This window comes from Streptomyces cinereospinus (assembly GCF_042430725.1).
GTDB classification, from domain to species: Bacteria; Actinomycetota; Actinomycetes; order Streptomycetales; family Streptomycetaceae; genus Streptomyces; species Streptomyces cinereospinus.
Genome location: NZ_JBHMCY010000038.1, coordinates 1 through 26472, shown reverse-complemented (window position 1 = coordinate 26472; position 26472 = coordinate 1). Strand labels below are relative to the sequence as shown.

The 26472-nt window shown below is 71.8% G+C and carries 24 protein-coding genes, 2 pseudogenes and 1 riboswitch; of the genes and pseudogenes, 7 read left to right on the top strand and 19 right to left on the bottom strand.

The genetic code is table 11. From position 1 onward, the window contains the following. A pseudogene (locus tag ACFF45_RS20380) lies at window positions 1-207 on the top strand (hypothetical protein); the annotation flags it as partial. A gap of 15 nt (window positions 208-222) precedes the next feature. On the opposite strand, the gene ACFF45_RS20375 reads toward ACFF45_RS20380, so the two are convergent. The 8 genes from ACFF45_RS20375 to ACFF45_RS20340 form a co-directional block, all read right to left on the bottom strand. Further along, window positions 223-648: a VOC family protein gene (locus ACFF45_RS20375; protein ID WP_381347842.1), complete on the bottom strand. Its 426-nt coding sequence runs from the start codon at window positions 646-648 to the stop codon at window positions 223-225. Between the two features lie 9 nt (window positions 649-657). Further along, window positions 658-1086 carry a helix-turn-helix transcriptional regulator gene (locus tag ACFF45_RS20370; protein WP_381347841.1) on the bottom strand — a complete coding sequence of 143 codons (429 nt, stop codon included), beginning with the start codon at window positions 1084-1086 and terminating at the stop codon, window positions 658-660. Between the two features lie 56 nt (window positions 1087-1142). Next, on the bottom strand, window positions 1143-3530 hold the full coding sequence (locus ACFF45_RS20365; protein ID WP_381347840.1) for an ATP-binding cassette domain-containing protein: 2388 nt from the start codon (window positions 3528-3530) through the stop codon (window positions 1143-1145). A gap of 178 nt (window positions 3531-3708) precedes the next feature. Beyond that, on the bottom strand, window positions 3709-4872 hold the full coding sequence (locus ACFF45_RS20360; RefSeq protein WP_381347839.1) for a hypothetical protein: 1164 nt from the start codon (window positions 4870-4872) through the stop codon (window positions 3709-3711). Between the two features lie 31 nt (window positions 4873-4903). Next, window positions 4904-5926 carry a C40 family peptidase gene (locus tag ACFF45_RS20355; protein WP_381347838.1) on the bottom strand — a complete coding sequence of 341 codons (1023 nt, stop codon included), beginning with the start codon at window positions 5924-5926 and terminating at the stop codon, window positions 4904-4906. 240 nt (window positions 5927-6166) lie between these two features. Further along, window positions 6167-7210, bottom strand: coding sequence for a C40 family peptidase (locus ACFF45_RS20350; protein WP_381347837.1), 1044 nt, complete (start codon window positions 7208-7210; stop codon window positions 6167-6169). 240 nt (window positions 7211-7450) lie between these two features. Further along, on the bottom strand, window positions 7451-8800 hold the full coding sequence (locus ACFF45_RS20345; RefSeq protein WP_381347836.1) for an NYN domain-containing protein: 1350 nt from the start codon (window positions 8798-8800) through the stop codon (window positions 7451-7453). Window positions 8801-8837: 37 nt separating this feature from the next. Further along, window positions 8838-9077 (bottom strand): hypothetical protein, encoded by a 240-nt coding sequence (locus tag ACFF45_RS20340; protein ID WP_381347835.1) that lies wholly within the window; start codon window positions 9075-9077, stop codon window positions 8838-8840. A gap of 173 nt (window positions 9078-9250) precedes the next feature. Here ACFF45_RS20340 and ACFF45_RS20335 point away from each other — a divergent pair, with 173 nt between their 5' ends. Together ACFF45_RS20335 and ACFF45_RS20330 are read left to right on the top strand one after the other, a co-directional pair. After that, window positions 9251-10039: a rhomboid family intramembrane serine protease gene (locus tag ACFF45_RS20335; RefSeq protein ID WP_381347834.1), complete on the top strand. Its 789-nt coding sequence runs from the start codon at window positions 9251-9253 to the stop codon at window positions 10037-10039. A gap of 40 nt (window positions 10040-10079) precedes the next feature. Beyond that, the gene (locus tag ACFF45_RS20330) at window positions 10080-10361 is read left to right on the top strand and encodes an Lrp/AsnC family transcriptional regulator (RefSeq protein WP_381347833.1); all 282 of its coding nucleotides are present in this window, start codon (window positions 10080-10082) and stop codon (window positions 10359-10361) included. Between the two features lie 109 nt (window positions 10362-10470). Here the strand turns inward: ACFF45_RS20330 and ACFF45_RS20325 are convergent, their stop codons facing one another. From ACFF45_RS20325 to ctaE, 6 genes are all read right to left on the bottom strand, one after another. After that, window positions 10471-11832 carry an aminotransferase class V-fold PLP-dependent enzyme gene (locus tag ACFF45_RS20325; protein WP_381347832.1) on the bottom strand — a complete coding sequence of 454 codons (1362 nt, stop codon included), beginning with the start codon at window positions 11830-11832 and terminating at the stop codon, window positions 10471-10473. 338 nt (window positions 11833-12170) lie between these two features. After that, window positions 12171-12287: riboswitch (SAM riboswitch) on the bottom strand. Between the two features lie 84 nt (window positions 12288-12371). Then, window positions 12372-13436, bottom strand: coding sequence for an anthranilate phosphoribosyltransferase (gene trpD / locus ACFF45_RS20320; protein WP_381347831.1), 1065 nt, complete (start codon window positions 13434-13436; stop codon window positions 12372-12374). 135 nt (window positions 13437-13571) lie between these two features. Further along, window positions 13572-15209: a cytochrome bc1 complex cytochrome b subunit gene (qcrB, locus tag ACFF45_RS20315; RefSeq protein WP_381347830.1), complete on the bottom strand. Its 1638-nt coding sequence runs from the start codon at window positions 15207-15209 to the stop codon at window positions 13572-13574. Beyond that, window positions 15206-16264: a cytochrome bc1 complex Rieske iron-sulfur subunit gene (qcrA, locus tag ACFF45_RS20310; RefSeq protein WP_381347829.1), complete on the bottom strand. Its 1059-nt coding sequence runs from the start codon at window positions 16262-16264 to the stop codon at window positions 15206-15208. The genes qcrB and qcrA overlap by 4 nt, the downstream gene beginning before the upstream one ends. Beyond that, on the bottom strand, window positions 16261-17073 hold the full coding sequence (gene qcrC / locus ACFF45_RS20305) for a cytochrome bc1 complex diheme cytochrome c subunit (protein WP_381347828.1): 813 nt from the start codon (window positions 17071-17073) through the stop codon (window positions 16261-16263). Before qcrC ends, qcrA begins: the two co-directional genes overlap by 4 nt. A 64-nt stretch (window positions 17074-17137) precedes the next feature. Then, a complete protein-coding gene (gene ctaE, locus ACFF45_RS20300) occupies window positions 17138-17758 on the bottom strand; it encodes an aa3-type cytochrome oxidase subunit III (RefSeq protein WP_171115452.1) in 621 nt (206 codons plus the stop codon). A 193-nt stretch (window positions 17759-17951) separates the two neighbouring features. On the opposite strand from ctaE, the gene ACFF45_RS20295 reads away from it, so the two are divergent. Continuing rightward, window positions 17952-18353: a response regulator gene (locus ACFF45_RS20295; RefSeq protein WP_381347827.1), complete on the top strand. Its 402-nt coding sequence runs from the start codon at window positions 17952-17954 to the stop codon at window positions 18351-18353. 23 nt (window positions 18354-18376) lie between these two features. Here the strand turns inward: ACFF45_RS20295 and ACFF45_RS20290 are convergent, their stop codons facing one another. The 4 genes from ACFF45_RS20290 to ctaC all read right to left on the bottom strand — a co-directional run bounded on the left by ACFF45_RS20290 (window position 18377) and on the right by ctaC (window position 22865). Further along, window positions 18377-19639: a L,D-transpeptidase gene (locus ACFF45_RS20290; RefSeq protein WP_381347826.1), complete on the bottom strand. Its 1263-nt coding sequence runs from the start codon at window positions 19637-19639 to the stop codon at window positions 18377-18379. A 141-nt stretch (window positions 19640-19780) separates the two neighbouring features. Beyond that, window positions 19781-20179, bottom strand: coding sequence for a cytochrome c oxidase subunit 4 (locus ACFF45_RS20285; RefSeq protein WP_381347825.1), 399 nt, complete (start codon window positions 20177-20179; stop codon window positions 19781-19783). Beyond that, entirely contained in the window at window positions 20176-21909 is a 1734-nt protein-coding gene (gene ctaD / locus ACFF45_RS20280) for an aa3-type cytochrome oxidase subunit I (protein ID WP_381347824.1), read from the bottom strand. The genes ACFF45_RS20285 and ctaD overlap by 4 nt, the downstream gene beginning before the upstream one ends. Next, entirely contained in the window at window positions 21906-22865 is a 960-nt protein-coding gene (ctaC, locus tag ACFF45_RS20275) for an aa3-type cytochrome oxidase subunit II (RefSeq protein WP_381347823.1), read from the bottom strand. Before ctaC ends, ctaD begins: the two co-directional genes overlap by 4 nt. Window positions 22866-23193: 328 nt before the next feature. Here ctaC and ACFF45_RS20270 point away from each other — a divergent pair, with 328 nt between their 5' ends. Beyond that, window positions 23194-24570 (top strand): cysteine desulfurase/sulfurtransferase TusA family protein, encoded by a 1377-nt coding sequence (locus tag ACFF45_RS20270; protein ID WP_381347822.1) that lies wholly within the window; start codon window positions 23194-23196, stop codon window positions 24568-24570. Here ACFF45_RS20270 and ACFF45_RS20265 read toward each other — a convergent pair whose 3' ends face one another. Continuing rightward, window positions 24571-25545, bottom strand: a complete 975-nt coding sequence (locus ACFF45_RS20265; protein WP_381347821.1) for a carbohydrate kinase family protein — start codon at window positions 25543-25545, stop codon at window positions 24571-24573. A gap of 202 nt (window positions 25546-25747) precedes the next feature. On the opposite strand from ACFF45_RS20265, the gene ACFF45_RS20260 reads away from it, so the two are divergent. Then, window positions 25748-25957: a hypothetical protein gene (locus ACFF45_RS20260; RefSeq protein ID WP_381347820.1), complete on the top strand. Its 210-nt coding sequence runs from the start codon at window positions 25748-25750 to the stop codon at window positions 25955-25957. A 114-nt stretch (window positions 25958-26071) separates the two neighbouring features. Then, window positions 26072-26472: pseudogene (locus ACFF45_RS20255) on the top strand (hypothetical protein); the annotation flags it as partial.

Here is a 26472-nt window from a genome sequence, read left to right as displayed (position 1 = left end):
GAGGAGGCGGCGCACGGAGACCCGGCCGACGGCGAGACACCGGCCGAGGAGGCGGCGCACGGAGACCCGGCCGACGGCGAGACACCGGCCGAGGAGGCGGCGCACGGAGACCCGGCCGACGGCGAGACACCGGCCGAGGAGGCGGCGGGCGAGGAGGCGGCGGACCGGGCGGGCGGCGCAGGCCCGCGTCAGGGCCTGCGCCGCTGAGCGAGGCGCGCGGGCTCAGTCCCCGGACTCGGTCAGGGGCTGGGTGAAGCGCAGCAGGTTGCCCGCCGGGTCGCGGAACGCGCAGTCCCGGACGCCGTAGGGCTGGTCCATCGGTTCCTGGAGCACCTCGCCGCCCGCCGCGCTGATCCGCTCGAAGGTGGCGTCGCAGTCGTCGGTCGCGAAGATCACACCGCGCAGCAGGCCCTTGGCCAGCAGCTCCGCCATGGTCTGCCGGTCGGCCGGTGAGGCGTTCGGGCCGGCGAGCGGCGGTTCCAGCACGATGCTCACGTCCGGCTGCCCGGGCGACCCGACGGTCACCCACCGCATCCCTTCGAAGCCGACGTCGCTGCGGACCTCCAGGCCGAGCACATCGCGGTAGAAGGCGATCGCCGCGTCGGGATCGTCGACGGCGATGAAGCACTGCGCAAGCGTGATGTCCATGGCGTCACGCTACTGTCGGGCGGCCGGGCCCGCTCTTGCGTGCCGCACCGGCCGGGTGTGGATCTTGGCGATGCAGGGCGGGACGGCGGCGCCGTCGTCGTGGCCGCGCGCCCGGTAGGCGCTCGGGCTCTCGCCGACCAGCTCCGTGAAGCGCGAGCTGAACGACCCCAGCGACGTGCAGCCGACCGCGAGGCAGACCTCGGTCACCGTGAGGTCGCCCCGCCGCAGCAGCGCCTTGGCGCGTTCGATGCGGCGGGTCATCAGGTAGCTGTACGGAGTCTCGCCGTAGGCGGCGCGGAAGCTGCGGGAGAAGTGGCCCGGCGACATCAGCGCCTGGCGCGCCAGCGCCGGGACGTCGAGCGGCTCGGCGTAGTCGCGGTCCATCCGGTCGCGGGCCCGCCGCAGCCGGACCAGGTCGTCGAGGTCCTGCCGTTTCACCCGACGAGTCTCGCACGGCGGCCCGCCCGGGCGGACCGGGCCGCCGTGACCGCGGGTCAGCCGCCGACGTACGCCGCGAGGTGCTCGCCGGTGAGGGTGGAGCGGCCGGCGACGAGGTCGGCCGGCGTGCCCTCGAAGACGACCTCGCCGCCGTCGTGGCCGGCGCCGGGGCCGAGGTCGATGATCCAGTCGGCGTGCGCCATGACCGCCTGGTGGTGCTCGATGACGATGACCGACTTGCCGGACTCCACGAGCCGGTCGAGCAGCCCGAGCAGTTGCGCGACGTCGGCGAGGTGCAGGCCGGTCGTCGGCTCGTCGAGGACGTAGACGCCGCCCTTGTCGGCCATGTGCGTGGCCAGCTTCAGCCGCTGCCGCTCGCCGCCGGACAGGGTGGTGAGCGGCTGGCCGAGGGTGAGGTAGCCGAGCCCGACGTCGGCGAGCCGGCCGAGGATCCGGTGCGCGGCCGGCGTGGCCGCCTCCCCCGCACCGAAGAACTCCGCCGCCTCGGTCACCGGCATCGCGAGCACCTCGCTGATGTCGCGCCCGCCGAGCCGGTACTCCAGCACCTCCGCCTGGAACCGCTTCCCGTCGCAGTCCTCGCAGAGGGTGGCCACCCCGGCCATCATCGCCAGGTCGGTGTAGACGACCCCGGCGCCGTTGCAGGCGGGGCAGGCGCCCTCGGAGTTGGCGCTGAACAGCGCGGGCTTGACGCCGTTGGCCTTGGCGAACGCCTTGCGGACCGGGTCGAGCAGCCCGGTGTACGTCGCCGGGTTGCTGCGCCGGGAGCCGCGGATCGGGCTCTGGTCGACCGGGACCACGCCGTCGCGGGCCGGGATCGAGCCGTGGATGAGGGAGCTCTTGCCGGACCCGGCGACGCCCGTGACGACGCACAGCACCCCGAGCGGGATGTCGACGTCGACGTCGCGCAGGTTGTTCGCGGTGGCGCCGCGGATCTCCAGCGTGCCCTTGGGCGTCCGCACGGTCTCCTTCAGCGCCGCCCGGTCGTCCAGGTGCCGGCCGGTGACGGTGGCACTGGCCCGCAGCCCGTCGACGGTGCCCTCGAAGCAGACCGTGCCGCCGGCCGGGCCGGCGCCGGGGCCGAGGTCGACGACGTGGTCGGCGATCGCGATGGTCTCCGGCTTGTGCTCCACGACGAGCACCGTGTTGCCCTTGTCGCGCAGCCGCAGCAGCAGGTCGTTCATCCGCTGGATGTCGTGGGGGTGCAGACCGACGGTGGGCTCGTCGAAGACGTAGGTGACGTCGGTGAGCGAGGAGCCGAGGTGGCGGATCATCTTCACACGCTGCGCCTCGCCGCCCGACAGGGTGCCCGCGGGGCGGTTCAGCGAGAGGTAGCCGAGGCCGATCTCCACGAACGAGTCGAGGGTGTCGCGCAGCGCGGCGAGCAGCGGCGCCACCGAGGGCTCGGACAGCGCGCGGATCCACGCGGCCAGGTCGCGGATCTCCATCGCGCAGGCGTCGGCGATGCTGACGCCCGCGATCTTGGAGGACCGGGCGCCCTCGCTGAGCCGGGTGCCGTCGCACTCGGGGCAGGTGGTGAAGGTGACGGCCCGCTCCACGAACGCCCGGACGTGCGGCTGCATCGCCTCCTTGTCCTTGGCCAGGAACGACTTCTGGATCTTGGGGATCAGCCCCTCGTAGGTGAGGTTGACGCCGTTGACCTTGACCTTGGTCGGCTCGCGGTACAGGAAGTCCTGCATCTCCTGGTGGGTGAAGTCGCGGATCGGCTTGTCCGGGTCGAGGAAGCCGGACTGGGCGTAGAGCCCCACGGTCCAGACGTTGTCGGACTTCCAGCCGGGGATGGTGAACGCGCCCTCGGCGATCGACTTGGAGTCGTCGTAGAGCTGGCCGAGGTCGATGTCGGAGACCCTGCCGCGGCCCTCGCAGTGCACGCACATGCCGCCGGTGCGCTGGAAGGTCGCCTTCTCCGCCTTGGTCCTGCTGCCGCGCTCGACGGTGATCGCGCCGCTCGCGCGGACCGAGGCGGTGTTGAAGGAGTACGCGCTGGGCGGGCCGATGTGCGGGGTGCCGAGCCGGCTGAAGAGGATGCGCAGCATGGCGTTGGCGTCGGTGGCGGTGCCGACGGTGGAGCGCGGGTCGGCGCCCATCCGCTGCTGGTCGACGCTGATCACGGTGGTCAGCCCGTCCAGCACGTCGGCCTCGGGCCGCGCCGGCGTCGGCATGAAGCCCTGCACGAAGGCGCTGTAGGTCTCGTTGATCAGCCGCTGCGACTCGGCGGCGATGGTGTCGAACACCAGGGAGCTCTTGCCCGAGCCGGACACCCCGGTGAACACCGTGAGCCGGCGCTTGGGGATCTCGATGCTGACGTCCTTGAGGTTGTTCTCGCGGGCGCCGTGCACACGGATCATGTCGTGGCTGTCGGCGGCGTGCGGCGCAGGCGACTGCGGGTGCGGTCTGCTGGCCATGCTGATGTCTCCGTCCGTCGGGGCGGGGCCGCCGTCGCGGCCCCGGGGCGTCGCCTGGTTCGATCCAACCAGCTTCGCGCGGTACGCGTGGGTGCCGTTCGTCGGATCCGGGCCTCTGTACGTTAGGCGCGGTCCGGCCGCCGCCGCTTCTCGGTTTCTGACCGCTTCCCGGGGCCGCTCAGCCGAACTGCTCCCGCAGATACGCCCGCCACCACCCCGTGAACTGCTCCGGCGTGGTTCCGAGCACCTCCGCCAGGGCGGCGGCCTGTCCCCGCTCCGCGACCGCCCGGTAGAACGCGCCCAGCCGCCGCTCGCCCCACCGCTCCTCGATCAGCAGGCAGGCCAGCCGGCCGCCCTCGTAGGCCCGCGCCAGCGCGTCCGGGTCGTCGGTGAAGCCGAAGTCGCCGTCGCCGGGCAGCGCGGCCGGCACCTCTCCCGCGGCCACCGCCCGCGCCAGCTCCGGCGCGGCCTCGGCCGGGGTGCGGCCGCTGTCGTGGTAGCCGATCCAGTCGGCGTACCCCTCGGACAGCCACAGCGGGGTGCGGGTGCCGGTGTGGGCGCGGGTGGCGACATGGGTGGTCTCGTGGGTGAGGACGACCTGCTGTCCCAGGGCGCCGTACGCCTCGGGGTTGAGGATGACGCGGTCGGCGGGTGCCCGCGCGGACCCCGTCGCGCCGGTGGTCACGGCGGCGATGCCGCGGTAGGCGGAGGCGGTCGACCCGAGCAGTGCGGCCATCGCCTCCAGCGACCCGGGGACGAGCACGACGACGTACCCGCTCCAGTCCGTGCCCCAGGCACGTGACACGGCGGGCACCGCCCGGTCCGCCAGCCGCGCGTACCCGCCGAGCGCCTGCCGGGTCTGCCCGGCCCCGAGCACCAGGCTGTGCTCGCCCCGGACGACGTGGACCGTGCCCCGGTCCCACAGCTGCTCGGCGGAGCCCCGCGCGGGCCGGTCGGAGAGGACGGACCACCGGCCGTCCGCGTGCCGGGCCAGGCCCAGGGTGCGTCCGGCCGTCACCGGCACCTTGTCGACGCCCTCGATCCGGTAGCGCAGTTCGGCGTCGGCGGTGGCCCGGTCGCCGGTGCGGCGCAGCTCCGTCAGCCGGTACGACCAGTCCGCCAGCGGCAGTTCGCGCACGGCGGCGAGACCGGTCGCCGGCCCGGTCCGCCGGTAGCCGCGCTCGTCCTGGCCGAGGACCGCGGCCGCCCGCCGGTCGAGCAGCCGCTGCACGTCGCCGCGGGCGCTGTCGGCGGTGGGCCCGCCCCCGCAGGCGACCAGGGAGACGAGCAGCAGGCAGACCGCCACGACCTGGGAACCGTACGCCCGCCTCGGACCCGCCACGCTCCGATCGTACGGGGCCGGCGGCGCCGGGTCAGACCCTGGTGACCCCGGAGACCGGCATCATGCCGACCGGGTCGTAGCGCACCGGCGCGCCCGGGTAAGGGGCGTGGACGACCTGCCCGTCGCCCATGTACATCGCCACGTGGCTGGCGTCGGACCGGTAGGTGATCAGGTCGCCGGGCCGGGCCTGGGAGAGCGGAACCTGGCGGCCGGCCGCGCGCTGGCCCTGCGAGGTGCGCGGCAGGGCGACCCCGGCCTGCGCGTACGACCACTGCATCAGGCCGGAGCAGTCGAAGCCGGTGGGGCCGGCCGCGCCCCAGATGTAGGGCCTGCCCAGCGCGGAGCGGGCGGCGGCGACCGCGGCGGCGGCGCGGCCGGAGGCGGGGACGGCGCCCGCCAGGTCGGGCAGGTCGGTGCGGCCGGACCGGGAGGCCCGGTCGTAGGCGGCCCGTTGGTCGTCGGGGAGGGCGTTGAGCAGCGCGCGGGCCGCGGCGAGCTTCCGCTCGACGGTGCGCTTGTGGGCGGCGACCGCCTTGCGGCTCTTCTCCAGTTCGCCGAGCCGGTCGGCGGTCTCGGCGCGCTCCTGGGTGAGTTCGCGCATGGCCTCCTGGAGGTCCCTCAGCCGCGCGGCCTGGTGGACGCCGATCCGGTCCAGGGCGGCGGCCTTGTCGAGGTAGTCGTCCGGGTCCTCGGAGAACAGCAGGGCGAGGGAGGGATCGAGGCCGCCGGAGCGGTACTGCGCGCCGGCCAGCGAACCCAGCTCCTCCCGCAGGGAGTTGATGTGCTCCTGCTGCCGGGCGATCCGGTCCTGCGCCCGGCCGACCTGGCCGCGCAGGGTGTCGGCGCGTTCGTCGGCCCGGTTGTAGGCCTCGGTGGCCCGCTCGGCCGCCGCGTAGAGGCGGTCCACCTCGGCGCGGGTGTCGTCGTGCGGCGCGGCGTGCGCCGGTACGGCGGCGAAGGCGGCCGCGGCGGCCGACAGGACGCCGACGGCGAAACGCGCCACGCAGGCGCCCCGGTCGGACCCGGACGGTGCAAGGCGGCGATGGGACCCCACGGGAAGCCGCGCTCCTTCCACTGGCGGACGGGAAGATCCCCCGGCACCGGGCGGACGCCCGAGGGGGAAACGCGGCAGACAGTAGCCCCGCCGTGGGGCGGCGGCCAAAGAGGCGGGCGGGCACAGAACGTGACACCCCGCCGCTAACGCAGGTCATCGGCGGGGTGCGGGGTCACAGACCGGTTCCCGTGATTCGCCCGAACGGGCGGCACGGCACGGTGAGCGGTGTCCGGGCGGCGGTCAGATCCGGACGCCGAACTGGTACGGCATGTTGTTGATCGATTCGTAGCGCACCACGGTGCCGGTGCGCGGGGCGTGCAGCACCTGGCCGTTGCCCGCGTAGAAGCCGACGTGGTGCAGGTCGCCGTAGAAGATCACCAGGTCGCCGACCTTGAGGTCGGACTGGCTGTAGATGCGCGTCCCGTAGCTGGCCTGGGCCTGCGAGGTGCGCGGGATGCCGACGCCGGCCTGGGCGAAGGCCCAGGAGGTCAGGCCCGAGCAGTCGAAGGAGGACGGGCCGGAGGCACCGTAGACGTACGGCGAGCCGATCTTGCTCTGGGCGGCCTGGAAGGCGGCCATGGCCCTGCCGGACGCGGCGCCGGTGTTGCCGAGGTCCACGAGGTCCACGCGGGCCTCGGAGGAACGGCTGGCCCGCTCCTCCTCGGCCGCCAGCGCGGCCTTCTCCGCGGCGGTGAGGGAGTTGAGCAGCTTCTGCGCCTCGGCGAGCTTGGCCTGCACCTCGGTCTTCTTCTTGCCCAGTTCGCTGCGGGTGGCGGCGAGGTCCCGGAGCTTGTCCGAGGCCTCGGCGCGCTCCTGGGCGAGGGCGCGCTGCTTCTCCTGGATCTTCTTCAGCGCGTCGACCTGCTGGGCGCTCAACTGGTCGAGCGTGGAGGCCTTGTCGAGGTAGTCGTCCGGGTCGGCGGAGAGGAAGAGCTGCAGGGCGGGGTCGATGCCGCCCGAGCGGTACTGGGCGCTGGCCATCGAACCGAGGCCGTCGCGCAGCTCGTTGACCTCTTCCTGGCCGCGGGCGACGTTGTCCTGGATGGTGGAGATCTCCTCCTGGAGCTTCTCCTGCTTCTCCTTGGCCCCGTTGTACTTCTCGGTGGCCTGCTCGGCCTCCTCGTAGAGCTTGTCGACCTCGGCCTTGACCTCGTCCTTGCTCGGCTTCTCGCTGGGCGCGGCGTTGGCGGCCTGCGAGCTGAGGGCGACGGCGGCGGCGGCCGCGGTGGTCAGCACGGTCACACGGGTGCGACTCGGCTGCTTGGGTCGACGGTGGGACGCCACGGGGGCAATCTCCTTCTTGTGAGTGATCACCCGATCGGAGGTTCGAGGCCAGACCCTAGTGACCCTACTGTGATCAGATCAAATCCTGGTGTGAAAAATCTCGGTGACCGGGCGCATCCTTTACCTCCAACTCACGGGCCGTGATGCGCGTTGACGCTACGTCGCGTGACGGTTCCGCCCATTCGGGCCTTCTTCGGGCACTGTGCGCGATGGGTACGTACGTGACGCATGGGGCGTACGTCAGCTGCGCGAGAGCCGCTTCAGCAGCACCGCCGACGCCACCGGCCGCGCCCCCGCGCGGGCCACCCCGTCGGCCACCTCGCGGTCGGTCGAGACGACGATGACCGGACGGCCGGGCGGCTCGGCGCGCACCAGCTGGCGGATCAACTCGTCCGCCGTGACGCCGGGTTTGGAGAACAGCACCCGCACCCCGCGCGGCGGCGCCAGCAGCACCGGCGCGGCCAGCTCGGCCCCGTCGAAGACACAGGTCACCTCGGCGCCGGACTGCGCGGCGAGCTGCGACAGCTGCCCGAGCAGCCGCAACCGCTGCTTCTCCAGGGGCATCTGGGGATAGCCGGTCTTGGTCACGTTGTAGCCGTCGACCACCAGATGGGCCTGCGGCAGCGCGAGGAGCTGGTCCAGGATCGCGGGGTCGTTCTCGGACAGCGCCCGCGCGGCGATGTCCTTCGGTGTCATACGTCCCGGTTCGACCGCGTCCACGGTCTCGGCGGGGCGGACGGACACCGGCGGCAGCGCCAGCTCCCGGCGCAGCCCCTGCGCCGCGTCCAGCACGGTGTCGAGCAGCAGCCGGACCCGCATGTCCTCCACGCTGCGCCCCTCGCGGGCGGCCCGCCGGGTGGCCTCCAGGGCCGCCTCGGCCTCCCCCAGCCGCGCCTTCAGCCGCCGCGTCTCGCTCTCCGCGGCGGACACCTGGGCGTGCCCCTCGGCCCGTACGGCCTCGGTCTCGCCCTGCGCCTTGCGCAGCGCCGCCTCCCCGCGCTTGACGTCGCTGAGCGCGGCACGCAGCTTGCGGTGCAGCGATTCGGCTTCCTTGCGGGCGCTCTCCAGCTCGGTGCGCAGCCGCTCGGTCTCGGTCCGCGTGTGGTCGCGGGCGGCGGCGAGTTCGGCGCGCAGCCGCTCCAGCTCGGCGCGGTTCTCCTCGTCGACGCGCTCGGCGTCGGCCCGCTGGGCCTCCTCACCGGCGGCGGCGACCAGCTTCACCCAGCCGGCCGGACGCAGCACGTAGGCGGCGGCGGCCACGTCCAGCGGATCCGCGGCCGGCGGCGGCACCCCGGCGTCGAGCGCGCCGGTCAGCTCCGGCTGGGCCTCGCGGAACTTCTCCCCGATGCGCTGCCGGAACAGCGGGTCGGCCTCCAGCGCCGCGGCCATCGCGTTACTGGCGAACTTGGCCCGGCGATTCGGTGCGAATCGGGCGTACTGCCGCAGCTGCGCGGGCAGTTCGGCGATCGTCAGCCCGCCGAAGCCGTCGGAGACGATCTGCACGACCCTGCGGCGCACGCCCTCGGGCAGCGGACGGTCGAGCACCTCAGCGGCGCCGTCGCCCGGCCCCCCGCCTGCGGTCTCCACCATCCGTCACCCCAACCGTTGCCTGCGGGGCCGGCCCCCGTCAGGAGCCGGCGCCCGGCCTGTCCACGAGCTCCACCTGATCCACGGCGTTGCACCACCGGCACCGCACCGACTCGATGGTCTCACTGACCACCTCGCGCTCCTCGACCTTCGGCTCACCCGCCAGATCGAGGTGGACGTACTCGACGACCTTGGCGGAGCGCGTCACGTCGAAGCGCGTCAGGTTGCCGCAGAGGGTGCAGCGCCACCGGGTGGTGCCGGTCGGCAGGGGAACCGTCATCGTGGCTCTTCGCTTTCCTTCTAGTCTCGGTGATGCGTCGTTTCCGTGATGCGCCAGTTTCCCTGGAGCGTGTGGGCAGTAACCCTACGGCCTGGCGGGACCTCGACGCCCGCCCCTCCCGGGCGGCGAGGCGGTCTGCGTGGTTGCGTCCGCTTACGTCATGCTCTGTAGCCATGATCAGCCTCTGGAGCGCGGTACGCCGCCGGGCGGTCCGCCGACCGCAGGCGCCGGTGATGTACGCGCTGATCACCGTGTGCTGCCTGATCTTCCTGATCGGCCCCGCCTCGGGCCTCGGCCCGGCGTACGGCCTCGGCGACGAGCTGCTCGCCGCGCAGCGGGCGTACTTCCGCCACTGGGGCGTGGTCCCCGCGGAACTGTTCGAGGGCTCCCCCCGGGCCGTCCTCACCCCGGCCACGGCCCTCTTCGTGCACGGCAGCTGGGTCCACCTGCTCGGCAACATGCTCTTCCTCTACGTCTTCGGCGTGATGACCGAGGAGCGGATGGGCCGCGTCGAGTTCACCTTCTTCTACCTCGGCTGCGGCTACCTGGCGCTGGTGGCGTACGCGGCGGCCAACGCCCGCTCCGGGCAGTCCCTGGTCGGCGCGTCGGGCGCGATCTCGGCGGTGCTCGGCGCGTTCCTGTTCCTCTTCCCCCGGGCCCGGGTGACCAGCCTCCTGCCGTTCCTGTTCTTCCTGCCGCTGCGCTTCCCGGCCTGGGTGGTGCTGCCCTTCTGGGTGGCGCTGCAGTGGCTGGCGGCGGGCCGGGCGTCCAGCGGGCCGGGGGTGGCCTACCTGGCCCACCTGGTGGGCTTCGGTCTGGGCTTCGGGTACGCGTGGGCACGCTTCGGCAGCGGCGGAGGGGCCGGGCCCGGCCCGGGGAGGGCGGTGGCGGGCGACGGGGAGGAAGGCGCGGAGCGCGGCCGCGGAAGGGCGGTGGTGGGTGACGGGCGGCGACTAGAGTGAAGGCCGCCCCAGCTCCGGCCCCCGAGGGAGAGAACCAGCCGTGATCACCGCGATCGTCCTCATCAAGACCAGCGTGGACCGGATCCCCGAGATCGCCGAGCAGATCGCCTCGCTGGACTCCGTCAGCGAGGTCTTCTCCGTCACCGGCACCTACGACCTGATCGCCATGGTGCGCGTCAGGCGCCACGACGACCTCGCCGACGTCATCCCCGGCCGCATCAGCAAGATCCCGGGCGTGGAGGCGACGGACACGCACGTGGCGTTCCGGACGTACTCCCAGCACGACCTGGAGGCGGCGTTCGCGATCGGGCTGGACAGCTAGTGCCGCGGCAGGCGACGTTCGCCCCGTCGCGACGCCCGGCACGCACTCCCGCCGCACCGGACGCCGCTCCGCCACGGGCAGCCGTTGCCTGCCGCGGCACCAGACGGGCTCACACCGCGGGGACGCAACGCCCATCGACCGTGCGGTAGTTCCACTTCGCGCCGTCGCGGACCAGTTCCCGCACCGCCCCGACGAACCGCTCCACGTGCTCGTCCGGCGTGCCCGCCCCGAAGCTCACCCGGACGGCGTTGAGCGACTTCTCGCCCGGAGCCGCCTCGGGTGCGCCGCACTCGCCCTGGGCCTGCGGGGCGCTGCCGAGCAGGGTGCGCACGAGCGGGTGGGCGCAGAAGAGGCCGTCGCGGACCCCGATGCCGTACTCGGCGGAGAGCGCGGCGGCGACGTGCGAGCTGTTCCAGCCGTCGACGACGAAGGAGAGCACGCCGACGCGAGGGGCGTCGTCCCCGAACAGGGACAGGATCCTGACCTCGGGGATCTCGGCGAGGCCCGCCCGGACCGTGCGGATCAGGTGCTGCTCGCGGGCGACCAGCGCGTCGAAACCGGCCGCGGTGAGGGCCTTGCAGGCGGACGCCACGGCGTAGGCGCCGATGACGTTCGGGGAGCCCGCCTCGTGCCGGGCGACGCTGTCGTGCCACTCCACGTCCACACCGCCGTCCGCCCGCCGGGCGACCGTGCGGCTGGCCCCGCCGCCCGCGAGGTACGGCTCCGCCGCGCGCAGCCAGTCGGACCGCCCGGCCAGGACGCCGGAGCCGAAGGGGGCGTACAGCTTGTGCCCGGAGAAGGCGACCCAGTCGACGTCCACGTCCTGGACGGAGACCGGGTGGTGGGGCGCGAGCTGGGCGGCGTCCAGCACGATCCGGGCGCCGTGCGCGTGCGCGGCGGCGGCGAGCTCCCGCACGGGCCACAGCTCGCCGGTGACGTTCGAGGCACCCGTCACGCAGACCAGGGCCGGGCCGTTGGGGTCGCGGTCGGCCAGCGCGCGCTCCAGGGTCTCCACGGCCTGCCGCGGGCTGCGCGGCGCGTCGAGGTAGGTGACCTGCGCGTCCCGCCAGGGCAGCAGGGAGGCGTGGTGCTCGGTCTCGAAGACGAAGACGCGGCAGCCGGCGGGGAGGGCACCGGCCAGCAGGTTGAGCGAGTCGGTGGTGGACCGGGTGAAGACCACCTCATCGCCGGCGCGGCAGTCGAGGAACTCGGCGACGGTCCGGCGGGCGTTCTCGAAGAGGTCGGTGGAGAGCTGGGAGAGGTAGCCCGCGCCGCGGTGGACGCTGCCGTAGTAGGGCGCGTAGGCCGCCACGTCGTCCCAGACGCGCTGGAGGGCGGGGGCGCTGGCCGCGTAGTCCAGGGCGGCGTAGGTGACTTCGCCGCCGGTGACGAGCGGGACGGTGACATCCCGCCCCAGAACGGGCAGCGGGGCGCGAACGGACTGGTCGGCGGCAGCGGTGGAGACAGACATAGGGTGTCCTCCCGTGAGAGTGAGCACCACCACGCGAGCGGCACGCTCTGGCGCGCGGGGCTGAGGAGAGAAGGGGGATGCGAGGCGGGGCTCTGCGGCCCCGGGGCCTGTCCGGCACGTGCCGTCGTCGCCCTCAGGGCGGCCCGGCGACGTCAGGTGCGTACTCTCGGGCGTGCCGCGCGCGGGGCCGCGTACCGGACGTACGTGGGGTGCGCGCGGGGCGGCGAGGGTGCGTGCGGGGCGTCGCCGGGCGGACGGGAATCGCCGGACAGGCCCTAACGCATTCGCTTGCTCACGGAAGGCTCCCTCGTACGACCAGGACCCCTGGTGACGCGAGGGGTCCGCGCTTGCCGCAGGCCTTGCTGCCTACGACCTGGTCTTCACCCGGGGCACCCCGCCACGGACGGAGGGTTGCCGGACAGCTGGCCGGGGCCTTTCAGCTGTCGCTCATGACCTGGTACAGCATCTTGCCACACGATCTTCGAACCGCAAGGCGCGGTCCAGGATCCGGACCGCGCTCCGCGTCACCGCGTGCGGCGTCAGGCGTTGCTCGCCGCCACCCACCGGTCCAGCACCCGCCGGGCCGCCCCGGAGTCGATCGCCTCCGCCGCCCGGGCCATCCCGGTCCGGATCTGCTCGGCCAGCGGCGCGTCACCCGGCCGCAGCGCCACCAGCGCCGCCGCCGCGTTCAGCAGCACCGCGTCGCGCACCGGACCGGTCTCCCCGTCCAGCAGCCGCCGGGCGACCTCGGCGTTGTACGAGGCGTCCGCGCCCCGCAGGGCTTCCACCGGCACCAGCTCGATGCCGGCCTCGCGCGGGTCGAAGGTCTCCGGCGTCACCCGGCCGTCCCGCACCACCCACACCTGGGACGTCGACGTGGTCGTCAGCTCGTCGAGCCCGTCGTCGCCGCGGAAGACCAGCGAGGAGTTGCCGCGCTCGGCGAGGACGCCGGCGACGATGGGCGCCATCCGCAGGTCGGCGACTCCGACCGCCTGCGCCCTGACCTTCGCCGGGTTGGTGAGCGGGCCCAGGAAGTTGAACGTCGTCCGGATCCCCAACTGCCCCCGAGCCGCCGCCACGTGGCGCAGCGCCGGATGGAACTTCACCGCGAAGCAGAAGGTGATCCCCGCCTCCTCGGCGACCTCGGCGACCCGCTGCGGCGTCAGCTCCAGATTGACGCCGAGCTTCTCCAGCACGTCGGAGGCGCCGGAGGCGGAGGACGCGGCGCGGTTGCCGTGCTTGACGACCTTCGCGCCCGTACCGGCGAGCACGATCGCCGCCATGGTGGAGATGTTCACCGTCTTCGCGCCGTCACCGCCGGTCCCGACGATGTCGACGGTCTCCCCGGGCACCTGGATCACGTTCGCGTGCCCGTACATCGTCCGCACGAGGCCGGTGATCTCCTCGACGGTCTCGCCCTTGGCCCGCAGTGCCACCGCGAACCCGGCGATCTGCGCGTCCGTCGCCTCGCCGCGCATGATCAGGTCCATCGCCCAGGCGGTGTCGTCGGCGCTCAGGTCGTGGCCGTCCAGCAGGCCGTTCAGCAGGGCGGGCCAGGAGCGGCCCGCCGCGGTGTCGCCGCCAGCGGGGGTCACAGCGCTCATCAGCCGCTCCTGGGTCAGTCCCGTTCCACGGGACACGTCTCGAACAGGGTCCACCCTATCCAGCCCGGGGCACGGGGAAGGGCCCCGTCCGAACACCGGACGGGGCCCTTCTCCGTGGCGTGGCGAGTGCAGCGATCAGTGGTGGCCGTGGCCGCTCGTGATCTCCTTGTACTCCTCGACGGTGGGCTTGGCGATCTGGGCGTCCTCACCGAAGTACGCGTCGCTGAGCTTGGCGCGCAGCTTCTCGGAGCCCTTCACCTTGCGTTCGACGCCGTTCTCGTCGACCGTTGGGCCGATCTCGGCCGGCTGGTACTGCTCGTGCGCCGTGAGCGTGTACATCGCCTCCTGGCTGAGCGGCTCGTGCACCTCGATGAACTCACCGTGCGGCAGGCGCTTGATGGTGCCGGTCTCCCGGCCGTGCAGCACCTTGTCCTTGTCCCGGCGCTGCAGGCCGAGGCAGATCCGCTTGGTGACCACGAACGCGATGACCGGTCCGACGAAGAAGCCGATCCGGACGAACCAGGTGACCGCGTTGATCGACAGGTGGAAGTGGGTGGCGATGATGTCGTTGCCACCACCCGCCAGCATGATCATGTATGCGGTGACCCAGGCGACGCCGAAGGCGGTGCGGGTCGGGGCGTTGCGCGGCCGGTCCAGGATGTGGTGCTCGCGCTTGTCGCCGGTGATCCACGACTCGATGAACGGGTACAGCGCGATCACGGCGAGGAACAGACCGAACAGCGCCAGCGGGATGAACACGCCCAGGACCAGCGTGTGACCCCAGAAGTTGATCTCCCAGCCGGGCATGGCGCGCACCAGGCCCTCGGCGAAGCCCATGTACCAGTCGGGCTGGGCGCCCGTGGACACCTGGTCCGGCCGGTACGGGCCGAGGACCCAGATCGGGTTGACGGACGCGATGCCGGCCAGGGCCGCGATGACACCGAAGACCAGGAAGAAGAAGCCTCCGGCCTTGGCCATGTAGACCGGCAGCAGCGGCATGCCGACGACGTTCTTGTTGGTCTTGCCGGGACCCGCGAACTGCGTGTGCTTGTGGTAGAAGACCAGGATCAGGTGGCCGACCACCAGACCGAGCATGATGCCCGGCAGCAGCAGGATGTGGATCGAGTAGAAGCGGGCCACGAAGTCCGTGCCCGGGAACTCGCCGCCGAACAGGAAGAACGAGATGTACGTGCCGACGATCGGCACGGACAGGATCGCGCCCTGGGTGAAGCGGACACCGGTGCCGGAGAGCAGGTCGTCCGGGAGCGAGTAGCCGGTGAAACCGGTGAACATGCCCAGGACGAAGAGCAGGAAGCCGAACAGCCAGTTGATCTCACGCGGCTTGCGGAACGCGCCGGTGAAGAAGACGCGCATCATGTGCACGAACATGCCGGCGAGGAAGATGATCGCCGCCCAGTGGTGGATCTGCCGGATCAGCAGACCGCCGCGCACGTCGAAGCTGATGTCCAGGGTGGAGGCGAACGCCTCCGACATCAGCTGGCCCTGCAACGGGACGTAGCTGCCGTGGTACTCCACCTCGTTCATCGACGGGTGGAAGAACAGCGTCAGGTACACACCCGTGAGGATGATGATGATGAAGCTGTACAGGCAGATCTCACCCAGCATGAAGGACCAGTGGTCCGGGAAGATCTTGCGCATGTTGGCCTTGGCCAGGGAGTAGATCCCGAGCCGGCCGTCGGCCCAGTCGGCGACACGCTCGCCGGCCGGGGCCTTCCCGCGGGAGCGGGAATCGGAGGTGGTCGTAGTGCTCATCCGCGCTCCCAGAATGCAGGACCGACGGGCTCTTCGAAGTCGCCGAGCGCCTCGAGGTAACCCTCGTCGTTCACACCGATCCGCAGCTGCGGCAGGGCGTGACCGGCGGGGCCGAAGATGACCCGGGCACCGTCGGAGAGGTCGAAGGTGGACTGGTGGCAGGGGCACAGCACGTGGTGCGTCTGCTGCTCGTACAGCGAGATCGGGCAGCCGACGTGGGTGCAGATCTTCGAGTACGCCACGATGCCCTCGTGCGACCATTCGAGCTCGCGCTTGTCCTTGATGTCGCCCGGCTGGAGCCGCACGATCATCAGGGCCGCCTTGGCGATCTCGTTCTGGAACTCGTGGTCGTGCTCCTCCAGGCCCTCGGGCTTGGCGAACGTGAGCGAGCCGACGGCGACGTCCGAGGGACGCAGCGGCTCGTTCGTGTTCATGTTGACGAGCAGCTGGCCCTTCTTCCACAGGGTGTGGCGGAGCTTCTCCTCGGGCAGCGGACCCAGGTCGCGCAGCAGGACGATGCCGGACAGCGGGACCAGGGTGAGCGCGCCGAACATCGTGTTGCGGATCAGCTTGCGCCGGCCCAGCGCCGACTCCTTGGCACCCTGCCGGAAGTCCGCGTGGACCTTGGCCCGGACCTCGGGCGAGGCCTCGATCGGGTGCCGCTCGTCGGCGATCTCCACGTCGGACATCAGGGTGCGGGCCCAGTGGACCGCGCCCGCGCCGATGCAGAACAGGGCGAGGCCGAGGGTCAGGCCCAGCGCGAGGTTCAGCGCGCTGATGTGCCCGAGCGGCCAGACGTAGACGGCCTCGTCGACCGGGAGCACCACGAACGCGGCGATGAAGGCGACCGTGGCCAGCATCGACACCGTGAACATCAGGGCCACCGCGCGCTCGGACCGCTTGGCGGCCCGCTCGTCGATGTCCTGGATCCGGTGCTCGTGCGGCGGCAGACCCGGGTCTGCGAACGGGTGCTTCTCGTCGGCGACGTCCACGGCGCCGTGCACGCTGCCTCGCTCGGCGGGCAGGTTCTCTTCTGGAATGTCTTGGCTACTCATGACTTCTTGGCCTTTGCGGTCCGGGCGGCGACCCACACGGCGACGGCGATCAGCCCGCCGAGACCGAAGATCCAGCCGAACAGGCCCTCGCTGACCGGCCCGAGGCCGCCCAGCTCCAGACCGCCGGGGCTCTCCGTCTGGGAGCTGTTGACCGCCTCCAGGTACGCGATGATGTCCTTCTTGTTCTGCTCGGACAGCGTCGTGTCGGGGAAGGAGGGCATGTTCTGCGGGCCGGTCTGCATGGCCTCGTAGAGGTGCTTCTGGGAGACGCCTTCCAGGGACGGCGCGTACTTGCCCCTGGTGAGCGCACCGCCCTTGCCGGTGAAATTGTGGCACTGCGCGCAGTTGGTGCGGAAGAGCTCGCCGCCCTCGGCGATGTCCGCGCCCTCCGTGCCGTACTGCTCCTCGGTCGGGATGTTCGGACCGGCGCCGAGCGAGGAGATGTACGCCGCGAGCTGGTCGATCTCGGCCTGGGTGTAGATGACCTTCTTCCGCGGCACCTGAGCGCCCTGGGAGGTCGCCGCCGGCATCCGGCCGGTGCCCACCTGGAAGTCGACGGCCGCGGCGCCCACGCCCACCAGGCTGGGGCCGTCGGAGGTGCCCTGACCGCCGGTGCCGTGACAGCTGGCGCAGCCGACGGCGTAGAGCTTCTTGCCCTCGTCGATGGCGAGGGACTGGGCGGTGTCGTCGGCCTGCGCCGTGCCCGCGGGTGCGAGCCCGGCGTACAGCCCCCCAGTGGCCGCCAGCGCAAGGAGTAGGACGACGACCGCCGCCAGCGGATGGCGTCGTCGTGCGGAGAGCTTTTTCACGGATTACCCCGGTGTCAGGATCTTCTGCGTCGAGTCTTCTGGAATGCGCGGGAGCGGGTCCCGGCTACTTGATCATGTAGATCGTGGCGAAGAGGCCGATCCAGACGACGTCGACGAAGTGCCAGTAGTAGGACACGACGATCGCGGCGGTCGCCTGCTCGTGGGTGAACCTCCGAGCCGCGTAGGTACGGCCGAGGACCAGCAGGAAGGCGATCAGCCCGCCCGTCACGTGCAGGCCGTGGAAGCCGGTGGTCAGGTAGAAGACCGAGCCGTACGGGTCGGAGGAGAGCGAGAGGCCCTCGTGCTTCACCAGCTCGGTGTACTCGTAGACCTGACCGCCGATGAAGATCGCACCCATGACGAAGGTGACGATGAACCACATCCGGAGCTTCTTGACGTCACCGCGCTCGGCGGCGAAGACGCCCAGCTGGCAGGTGAGGGAGGAGAGCACCAGGATCGTGGTGTTGGTCGCCGAGAACGGGAAGTTCAAGGCCGCGGCCTTCTCACTCCAGAACTCGGGGCCGGTCACCGATCGCAGGGTGAAGTACATCGCGAAGAGGGCCGCGAAGAACATCAGCTCGGAACTCAGCCAGATGATGGTTCCGACGCTGGTGAGGTTCGGCCGGTTGACCGACGGGTGCGCGTGCCCGGTATCTACTGTCGTTGCTGTCGCCACGACCGACATTATGTCGGTCGCTTATCCCGCCCTCACTCCGGGGGGTGCCGTTCGGAGTGTCCGCAGCGTGCGGAGGGGTCCGTATGGCGCAGGCGAGGCGTGTCCGAACCGGTGTTGACACGGTGGCCGAGGGAGTAGCATCCGCCGCATCGGACCTTCGTGTCCGGCCTTTCCGCACGACGCCGACGTCCCGGAGGAAAGCATGCAGCCGACCGCCACGGTGCTGGTCTACAGCGACGACTCCAACACCCGCGCCCAGGTGCGGCTGGCAACCGGACGGCGGCCCGCTCCGGACGTCCCGGTGGTGCGGTACGTGGAGTGCGCCACCCCCGCCGCCGTCCTCGCGGAACTGGACAAGGGCGGCATCGACGTCTGCGTGCTGGACGGCGAGGCGGTGCCCATGGGGGGCATGGGCGTGTGCCGGCAGATCAAGGACGAGGTGTTCGCGTGCCCGCCGGTGCTGCTGCTCATCGGGCGGCCCCAGGACGCCTGGCTGGCCACCTGGAGCCGGGCCGACGCGGCGGTGACGCTGCCCGTCGAGCCGGTGGAGTTCGCCTCGGCGCTGGCCTCCCTGCTGCGGCGGAGGAACCTCACGAGCGCCTGAGCCCTGAGCGGGGCGTGGCGGCCTCAGGCGCTCTGCGGCCGCAGTCGCGCCCGCTCCACCTCCGTGGGGCCCTCGGGGTCGCCGGTGACCAGGGCGCTGCCCTTGCGCCACTTCGCCCAGTCGACGTTCCAGTCGCCGAAGCCGTTGCCGAACGGTTCCATGGTGTGGCCGTTGGAGTTGACGACCTGGACGATGTCGCCGGGGCGGACGTTCTCGAAGAACCAGGCGGCGTTGCCGGTGCTCATGCCGGTGCAGCCGTGGCTGACGTTGGCGGAGCCGTGGTCGCCGACCGACCAGGGGGCGGCGTGCACGTACTCGCCGCTCCAGGTGACCCGGGTGGCGTAGTAGACGGGCAGGTCGTACGACTCCGAGGTGCCCTCGGCGATGCCGACCGTGGTGCCGCGCATCCGGACGAAGTACTCCTTGCCGATGACCACCTTGACGCCGTTGCGGGTCTCGAACCCGGGCTTGCCCATGGTGATCGGGATGGTGCTGATCTCCTTGCCGTTCTTGTAGACCGTCATGTGGTGGCTGGCGCCGTCGGTGACGGCGACGACCCGGTCCCCGGTGGTGATCCGCAAGGGCTTGGCGGTACCGCCCCACAGCCGGTCGCTGATCTTGATGCCGTCGAGGTTGCTGCGGACCTGGACGGTGGCGTTGGTGGGCCAGTAGTCCTTGGGCCGGTAGTGCAGCTTCTTGTCGTCGACCCAGTACCAGGAGCCCGCCACGACGGGGATGGTGTCCACCTTCAGGGCGCGTTCGACGATCGCGCGCTGTGCCTTGTCCCGGACCGGCCGGCTGAGGTCGGCGGTGATGGGCTGGCCCACGCCGTACGTGCCCGCCTCCGGGCCGAACGTGACGTTCAGCCGCTTCTGGCCGCGGGGCTTGCCGGTGTCGAAGGTGACGACCCGGCGGCCGGGCGCCCCGTCCTCGTCCTCGGTGCTCACCCGGACCGTGTAGTGGGCGTCGGCGGCCAGCGGTGAGGTGCTGTGCCAGCGGCCGCCGTCGGCGGAGAGCTCGCCCGAGACATGGCGTCCGGTGGCGTCCGTGGCCGTGACGTCCGTGATCCGGCCCTCGGAGCCCTGGGCGGTGACCTCCAGCGGCTTGTCCGGGTCGGCCTTCTTCCCGGCCTTGGTGGGGCCGTTGAAGGAGATCTGCCCCGCCGCGTCGTACGGCGGGGCGGACAACGGGTTCCCGTCGCTGCCGCAGGCGGTGACGCCCGCGCCGAGGGCGATCACCACCAGCGTGCAGCCGGCGACTGCGCTGGTGCGCGAGGAGAGGCTCATGCCTTCACGCTAGGAAGGTTCCCGGGGCTCGGCGCGGTGGGTCATCCGTACGAGGGAATCCGTCGGTGTGGACCAGGGGAAACGGAACGAGCCCGGACCCTCCTGGCGGAGAATCCGGGCTCGTGCGTCGCCGGGCGCTGCCTACTGGGTGCGGTTCTCACCGCGGTAGTACTCGAAGACCCAGCCCCACAGGCCGATCAGGAGCAGCGGGGCGGAGAAGTACAGCAGCCACCAGCCGACCGCGACACCGAGGAAGGCGAGGGCGCCGCCGATGCCCAGGGACAGCGGCTGCCAGCTGTGCGGGCTGAAGAAGCCCAGCTCGCCCGCGTCGTCCGCGACGTCGGCCTCCTTGTCGTCCTGGGCGCCCACGTCGACCCGCTTGGCCGTGAAGCCGAGGTAGAAGCCGATCATGATGGCCAGGCCGAAGGCCAGGAAGAGGGCCGTGGTGCCGGCCGGCTCCTTCGACCACAAGCCATAGACGATCGCCATGGCGAGGATGAAGACGCCCAGCCACATGAACATCTTGCCCTGGATCTTCACTTGCCGGCCTCCTTGCTACCCGCCAGGGCGCTGGCACCGTGTCCGCCGTGACCGAGCTCCTCGAGCGCGGCGATGTCGGGGTGGTGCAGGTCGAACGCCGGGGATTCGCTGCGGATCCGCGGCAGGGTGAGGAAGTTGTGCCGCGGCGGCGGGCAGGAGGTGGCCCACTCCAGCGAACGGCCGTAGCCCCACGGGTCGTCGACGCCGACCGGCTTGCCGTACTTGGCCGTCTTCCACACGTTGTAGAAGAACGGCAGGATCGACAGGCCGAGCACGAACGAGGCGATCGTGGAGATCGTGTTCAGGGCGGTGAAGCCGTCGGCCGCCAGGTAGTCGGCGTACCGGCGCGGCATGCCCTCGGCGCCCAGCCAGTGCTGGACCAGGAAGGTGCCGTGGAAGCCGATGAACAGCGTCCAGAAGGTGATCTTGCCGAGCCGCTCGTCGAGCATCTTGCCGGTCCACTTCGGCCACCAGAAGTGGAAGCCGGAGAACATCGCGAAGACGACGGTGCCGAAGACGACGTAGTGGAAGTGCGCCACCACGAAGTACGAGTCGGAGACGTGGAAGTCCATCGGCGGCGAGGCCAGGATGACACCGGTCAGACCACCGAAGGTGAAGGTGATCAGGAAGCCGGTCGCCCAGAGCATCGGCGTCTCGAAGGACAGCGAGCCCTTCCACATCGTGCCGATCCAGTTGAAGAACTTCACACCGGTCGGGACGGCGATGAGGAACGTCATGAAGGCGAAGAACGGCAGCAGCACACCGCCGGTGACGTACATGTGGTGGGCCCACACCGTCACGGACAGGCCCGCGATCGCGATGGTCGCCGCGATCAGGCCCTGGTAGCCGAACATCGGCTTGCGGGAGAAGACCGGGATGACCTCACTGATGATGCCGAAGAACGGCAGCGCGATGATGTACACCTCGGGATGGCCGAAGAACCAGAAGAGGTGCTGCCAGAGCAGCGCTCCGCCGTTGGCCGAGTCGAAGATGTGCGCACCGAACTTGCGGTCCGCCTCCAGGGCGAACAGCGCGGCCGCCAGGACCGGGAAGGCGAGCAGGACCAGGACACCGGTCAGCAGCACGTTCCAGGTGAAGATCGGCATGCGGAACATCGTCATGCCGGGTGCGCGCATGCAGATGATCGTGGTGATGAAGTTGACCGAGCCGAGGATGGTGCCGAAGCCGGAGAAGGCCAGACCCATGATCCACATGTCGGCGCCGACACCCGGCGAGCGGACCGCGTCCGACAGCGGGGAGTAGGCGAACCAGCCGAAGTCGGCCGCACCCTGCGGGGTGAGGAAGCCGGCCACCGCGATGAGCGAGCCGAACAGGTAGAGCCAGTAGGCGAACATGTTCAGCCGCGGGAACGCCACGTCGGGCGCGCCGATCTGCAGCGGCATGATCCAGTTGGCGAAACCGGCGAACAGCGGCGTCGCGAACATCAGCAGCATGATCGTGCCGTGCATCGTGAACGCCTGGTTGAACTGCTCGTTCGACATGATCTGCGTACCCGGGCGGGCGAGTTCGGCGCGCATGAAGAGCGCCATCACGCCACCGATGCAGAAGAACGCGAACGACGTGACCAGGTAGAGCGTGCCGATCGTCTTGTGGTCCGTGGTGGTCAGCCACTTGACGATGACGTTGCCCGGCTGCTTCTTGCGGACCGGAAGCTCGTTCTGGTAGGTGCCGGCCTCGGCGGCGCCCGCGGGTTCGTTGACGACACTCACAGGATGTTCGCCTCCCGGTTCCTCTCGTGGTCCGTCTGCTCGATGCCGGACGGCACGTAGCCGGTCTGGCCCTTCTCGGCGAGTTCCTTCAGGTGCTGCTCGTAGCGCTCCTCGGAGACGACCTTCACGTTGAACAGCATCCGGGAGTGGTCGACGCCGCAGAGCTCGGCGCACTTGCCGAGGAACGTGCCCTGCCTGTTCGGGGTCACCTGGAAGGCGTTGGGGTGGCCCGGGATGACGTCCTGCTTCATCAGGAACGGCACCACCCAGAAGGAGTGGATGACGTCCCGCGAGGTCAGCACGAAGCGGACCGTCTTGCCCTCGGGCAGCCACAGGGTGGGGCCGGGGTTGCCGGTCTGCGGGTTGCGCTCACCGGGGGTGCCGCAGGCGTAGACGCCGCCCGCGTTGTCCGGGAAGTCCTTCTTGTAGCGTTCCGGAACCGACTCGAGTTCCTTGGCGGTCTTGGCGTCGCCCGTGGAACCCTCGACGTTCTCGATGTAGTTGAAGCACCAGCTCCACTGGAAGCCGACGACGTTCACCGTGACGTCGGGCTTCTTGGACATGTCGAGGAGCTTCGACTCGTCGCGGGCCGTGAAGTAGAACAGGACCGAGACGATGATGATCGGTACGACCGTGTACAGCGCCTCGATCGGCACGTTGTAACGGGTCTGCGGAGGGATCTCCACCTTGGTGCGGCTGCGCCGGTGGAAGATGGCACTCCACAGGATGAGGCCCCACACCAGCACGCCGACGGCGAGCGCGGCAGCCCAGGAGCCCTGCCAGAGGGAGAGGACGATCGGCGCCTCTTCCGTGGTGGGGGTGGGCATACCAAGGCGGGGGAAGTCCTCCCATGTGCAACCGGTGGCGGTCGCCAGGACCAGGCCCGCGGTCAGTGCCTGCAGCAGCTTCCGCCGCATCGGGCGCCGCGGCGAGCGGTCGGAGCCGTTGGGACTCACGTAGCGCCTTCCCGAGAGTCTCGCCCGCGCGGTCGGCTGCGGCCTTCTCGCTGGTCGGTCGCCGCCCTGCGTCGGGCAGGGGTTTGGATGTTTATGCGGACCAAACCCTAGCCGACGCCTTCCGGGGCTTCGCGGGGAGGGGGGCCTAGTGCCCCGGGTGGTTCGCTGGTTTGGCGGCTGCGGGTGTGCGGTGGCCGTTCCCGCAGCTCGCCGCGCCCCTGGGGCACGTCGATCCGCACGGCGTTCCAGTGCCGCGGCAGGCAACGTTCGCCCCGTCGTGACGCCCGGCACGGGCGAACGTCGCCTGCCGCGGCACTAGCGTTGCCGTATGGCTTACTTCGACGCCGCCTCCGCCGCCCCGCTGCACCCCGTCGCCCGGCAGGCCCTGCTGGCCTGCCTCGACGAGGGGTGGGCCGATCCCGCCCGGTTGTACCGGGAGGGCAGGCGGGCGCGCATGCTGCTGGACGCCGCCCGGGAGGCCGCCGCGGAGGCGGTCGGATGCCGGCCGGACGAGCTGGTGTTCACCTCGTCCGGGACCCGCGCCGTGCACACGGCGGTCGCGGGCGCGCTGACCGGGCGCCGGCGCGCCGGACATCACCTGATCGTGTCAGCGGTCGAACACTCCTCGGTGCTGCACGCGGCCGAGACGCACGAGGCGGACGGCGGTACGGTCACCCGGGTGGCGGTCGGCCGGGAGGGCGCCGTCCGCCCGGAGGGGTACGCCGAGGCGCTGCGGCCCGACACCGCGCTGGCGTGTCTGCAGTCCGCCAACCACGAGGTGGGGACCGTGCAGCCGGTGGCCGAGGTGGCGGCGGTGTGCCGGGAGGCCGGCGTACCGCTGCTGGTGGACGCGGCGCAGTCGCTGGGGTGGGGGCCGGTGCGGGGCGGCTGGTCGCTGCTGACGGCGAGTGCGCACAAGTGGGGCGGGCCGTCGGGCGTGGGGCTGCTGGCGGTGCGCAAGGGGGTGCGGTTCGCGCCGCGGGGGCCCGCCGACGAACGGGAGTCGGGGCGGGCCGCCGGGTTCGAGAACATCCCGGCGGTCGTCGCGGCGGCGGCCTCGCTGCGGGCGGTGCGGGCCGAGGCGGCCCAGGAGGCGGTACGGCTGCGGGAGCTGACGGACCGGATCCGGGCCGGGGTGCCGCGCGCGCTGGGGGACGTGGAGGTGGTGGGCGATCCGGAGCGCCGGCTGCCGGGGATCGTCACCTTCTCGTGTCTCTATGTCGACGGGGAGACGTTGCTGCACGAGCTGGACCGGGCCGGCTTCTCCGTCTCGTCCGGATCGTCCTGCACCAGCAGCACACTGACACCGAGCCATGTGCTGAGGGCGATGGGGGTGCTCAGCGAGGGCAACGTGCGGGTGTCGCTGCCGTTCGGGGCGGCGGCGGCGGACGTCGACCGGTTCCTGGAGGTGCTGCCGGGGGCGGTCGCGGCGGTCCGCGAGAAGCTCGGCACGCCGGTGCCCAGCACGTCCGTCCAGGACGACGCGCTGGTCGTGGACGCGCTCGGCAAGCTCTGCCCCCTGCCGGTGATCGAGCTGGCGAAGGTGATCGGCGAGGTGCCGGTGGGCGGGACCGTGCGGGTGCTGGCGGACGACGAGGCGGCGCGGCTGGACATCCCGGCGTGGTGCGCGATGCGCGGCCAGGAGTACGCGGGTGAGGAGCCGGCGGACCAGGGCCGCGCCTACGTGGTCCGCCGGCGGGTGTAGTCAGCTCAGGTGGGCCTGCACCTCGGCGGCGGCGTCATCGCCGTACGCCTTGGTGAAGCGGTCCATGAAGTGGGCGCGGCGCAGGGCGTACTCCTGGGTGCCGACCGTCTCGATGACGAGCGTGGCCAGCATGCAGCCGACCTGCGCGGCGCGCTCCAGGCCGACGCCCCAGACCAGGCCGGACAGGAAGCCGGCGCGGAAGGCGTCGCCGACGCCGGTGGGGTCGGCCTTGAGCTCCTCCTCCGGGCAGCCGACCTCGACCGGGTCCTGTCCGGCCCGCTCGATGCGCACGCCCCGGGGGCCGAGGGTGGTGACGCGGTGGCCGACCTTGCCGAGGATCTCCTCGTCGCTCCAGCCGGTCTTCGTCTCGATGAGACCCTTCTCGTACTCGTTGGAGAACAGGTACGTCGCCCCGTCCAGCAGGATCCGGATCTCCTCGCCGTCCATCCGGGCGATCTGCTGGGAGAAGTCGGCGGCGAACGGGATGCCGCGGGAGCGGCACTCCTCGGTGTGCCGGAGCATCGCCTCGGGGTCGTCGGCGCCGATCAGCACCAGGTCCAGGCCGCCGACCCGGTCGGCGACGGTCTTGAGTTCGAGCAGGCGGGCCTCGCTCATCGCGCCGGTGTAGAAGGAGCCGATCTGGTTGTGGTCGGCGTCCGTGGTGCACACGAAGCGGGCGGTGTGCAGGGTCTCGGAGATGCGCACGGAGGCGGTGTCGACGCCGTGCCGGTCCAGCCAGGCGCGGTACTCGTCGAAGTCGGCGCCGGCGGCGCCGACCAGGACCGGCCTGGTGCCGAGCTGGCCCATCCCGAAGGCGATGTTGGCGCCCACGCCGCCCCGGCGTACATCGAGCTGGTCGACCAGGAACGACAGCGAGACCGTGTGCAGCTGGTCCGCGACGAACTGGTCGGCGAAGCGGCCGGGGAAGGTCATGAGGTGGTCGGTGGCGATGGAGCCGGTGACTGCGATGCGCACGGCGTGGAATCTCCCGGGTGGAAGGGGTGGACGACTCACGCTACCCGGTGGCGGTGGTGCCGATGGAGCGAACGGCCGGACAGCCGGGGACGCCGGGCGCCGGCCGGGCGCGGCCGGCAGGCGGGCGGACGGCCGTCAAGCCGCCGAAACTACCCGATAGTAGATCTTTCTTCGCCCGTACCGGCGTGCCTACGGTGCGGCTATGACGAAACCCGACGCCCCGGCCCCCGCCTCCGCCGACCCGGAGGGCGGCCTGGCCTCCCTGCGCGGCGACTGCGCCCGGATGGTCCCGCACTGGTCGGCCCCCGGCCCGGGCACCGCCCGCCCGGTCCCGCCGTCGCTGATCCACGGCGTGACCGTGCCGCCGAGGTCCGCCCGGCTGCTGGACGCGATGTCCGACTACGGCGACTGAGCCGGCCGCGCCGGGAACCGTGCGCTCCCGCGCCGCGTCCCATCGCTGTCCCCCGTGCAGGGGACACGGGACACGGCCCACCGGTGTGGGCTGCGCAGCCGAAGGAGCGATGCGGTGAACACCGAGCGACCCGACGACCACGACGGCGTCGCGGGCGGGACCGGCGCCGCCGAACCGGCCGACGACGGACGGGCCGGCGCGCGGACCTCCCCGCAGGACCCGCCGGAGGCACCTGTTCCCCCAGCGGCCGGGAAGGACGCCGAGCAGGACACCACCGAGCAGGACGCCGAGCGGGGTGCCGAGCAGCGTGCCGGGCGGGACGCGACCGGCGTGGAGCGCGGCGCGGCCCGTGCGGGCGGGGGCGAGGGGCAGGACGTGGCCCGTTCCGCCCGGCGCCGCTCCCCCGCCGTCGCCGCCGTCGCCGCCGCGGTCCCGCTGGCCGGGGGCGGCGGCGCCTGGCTCGCGGCGTCGGCCGGGGGCGGGCCCGGCGGGGGGCCCCCCCCCCCCCCCCCCCC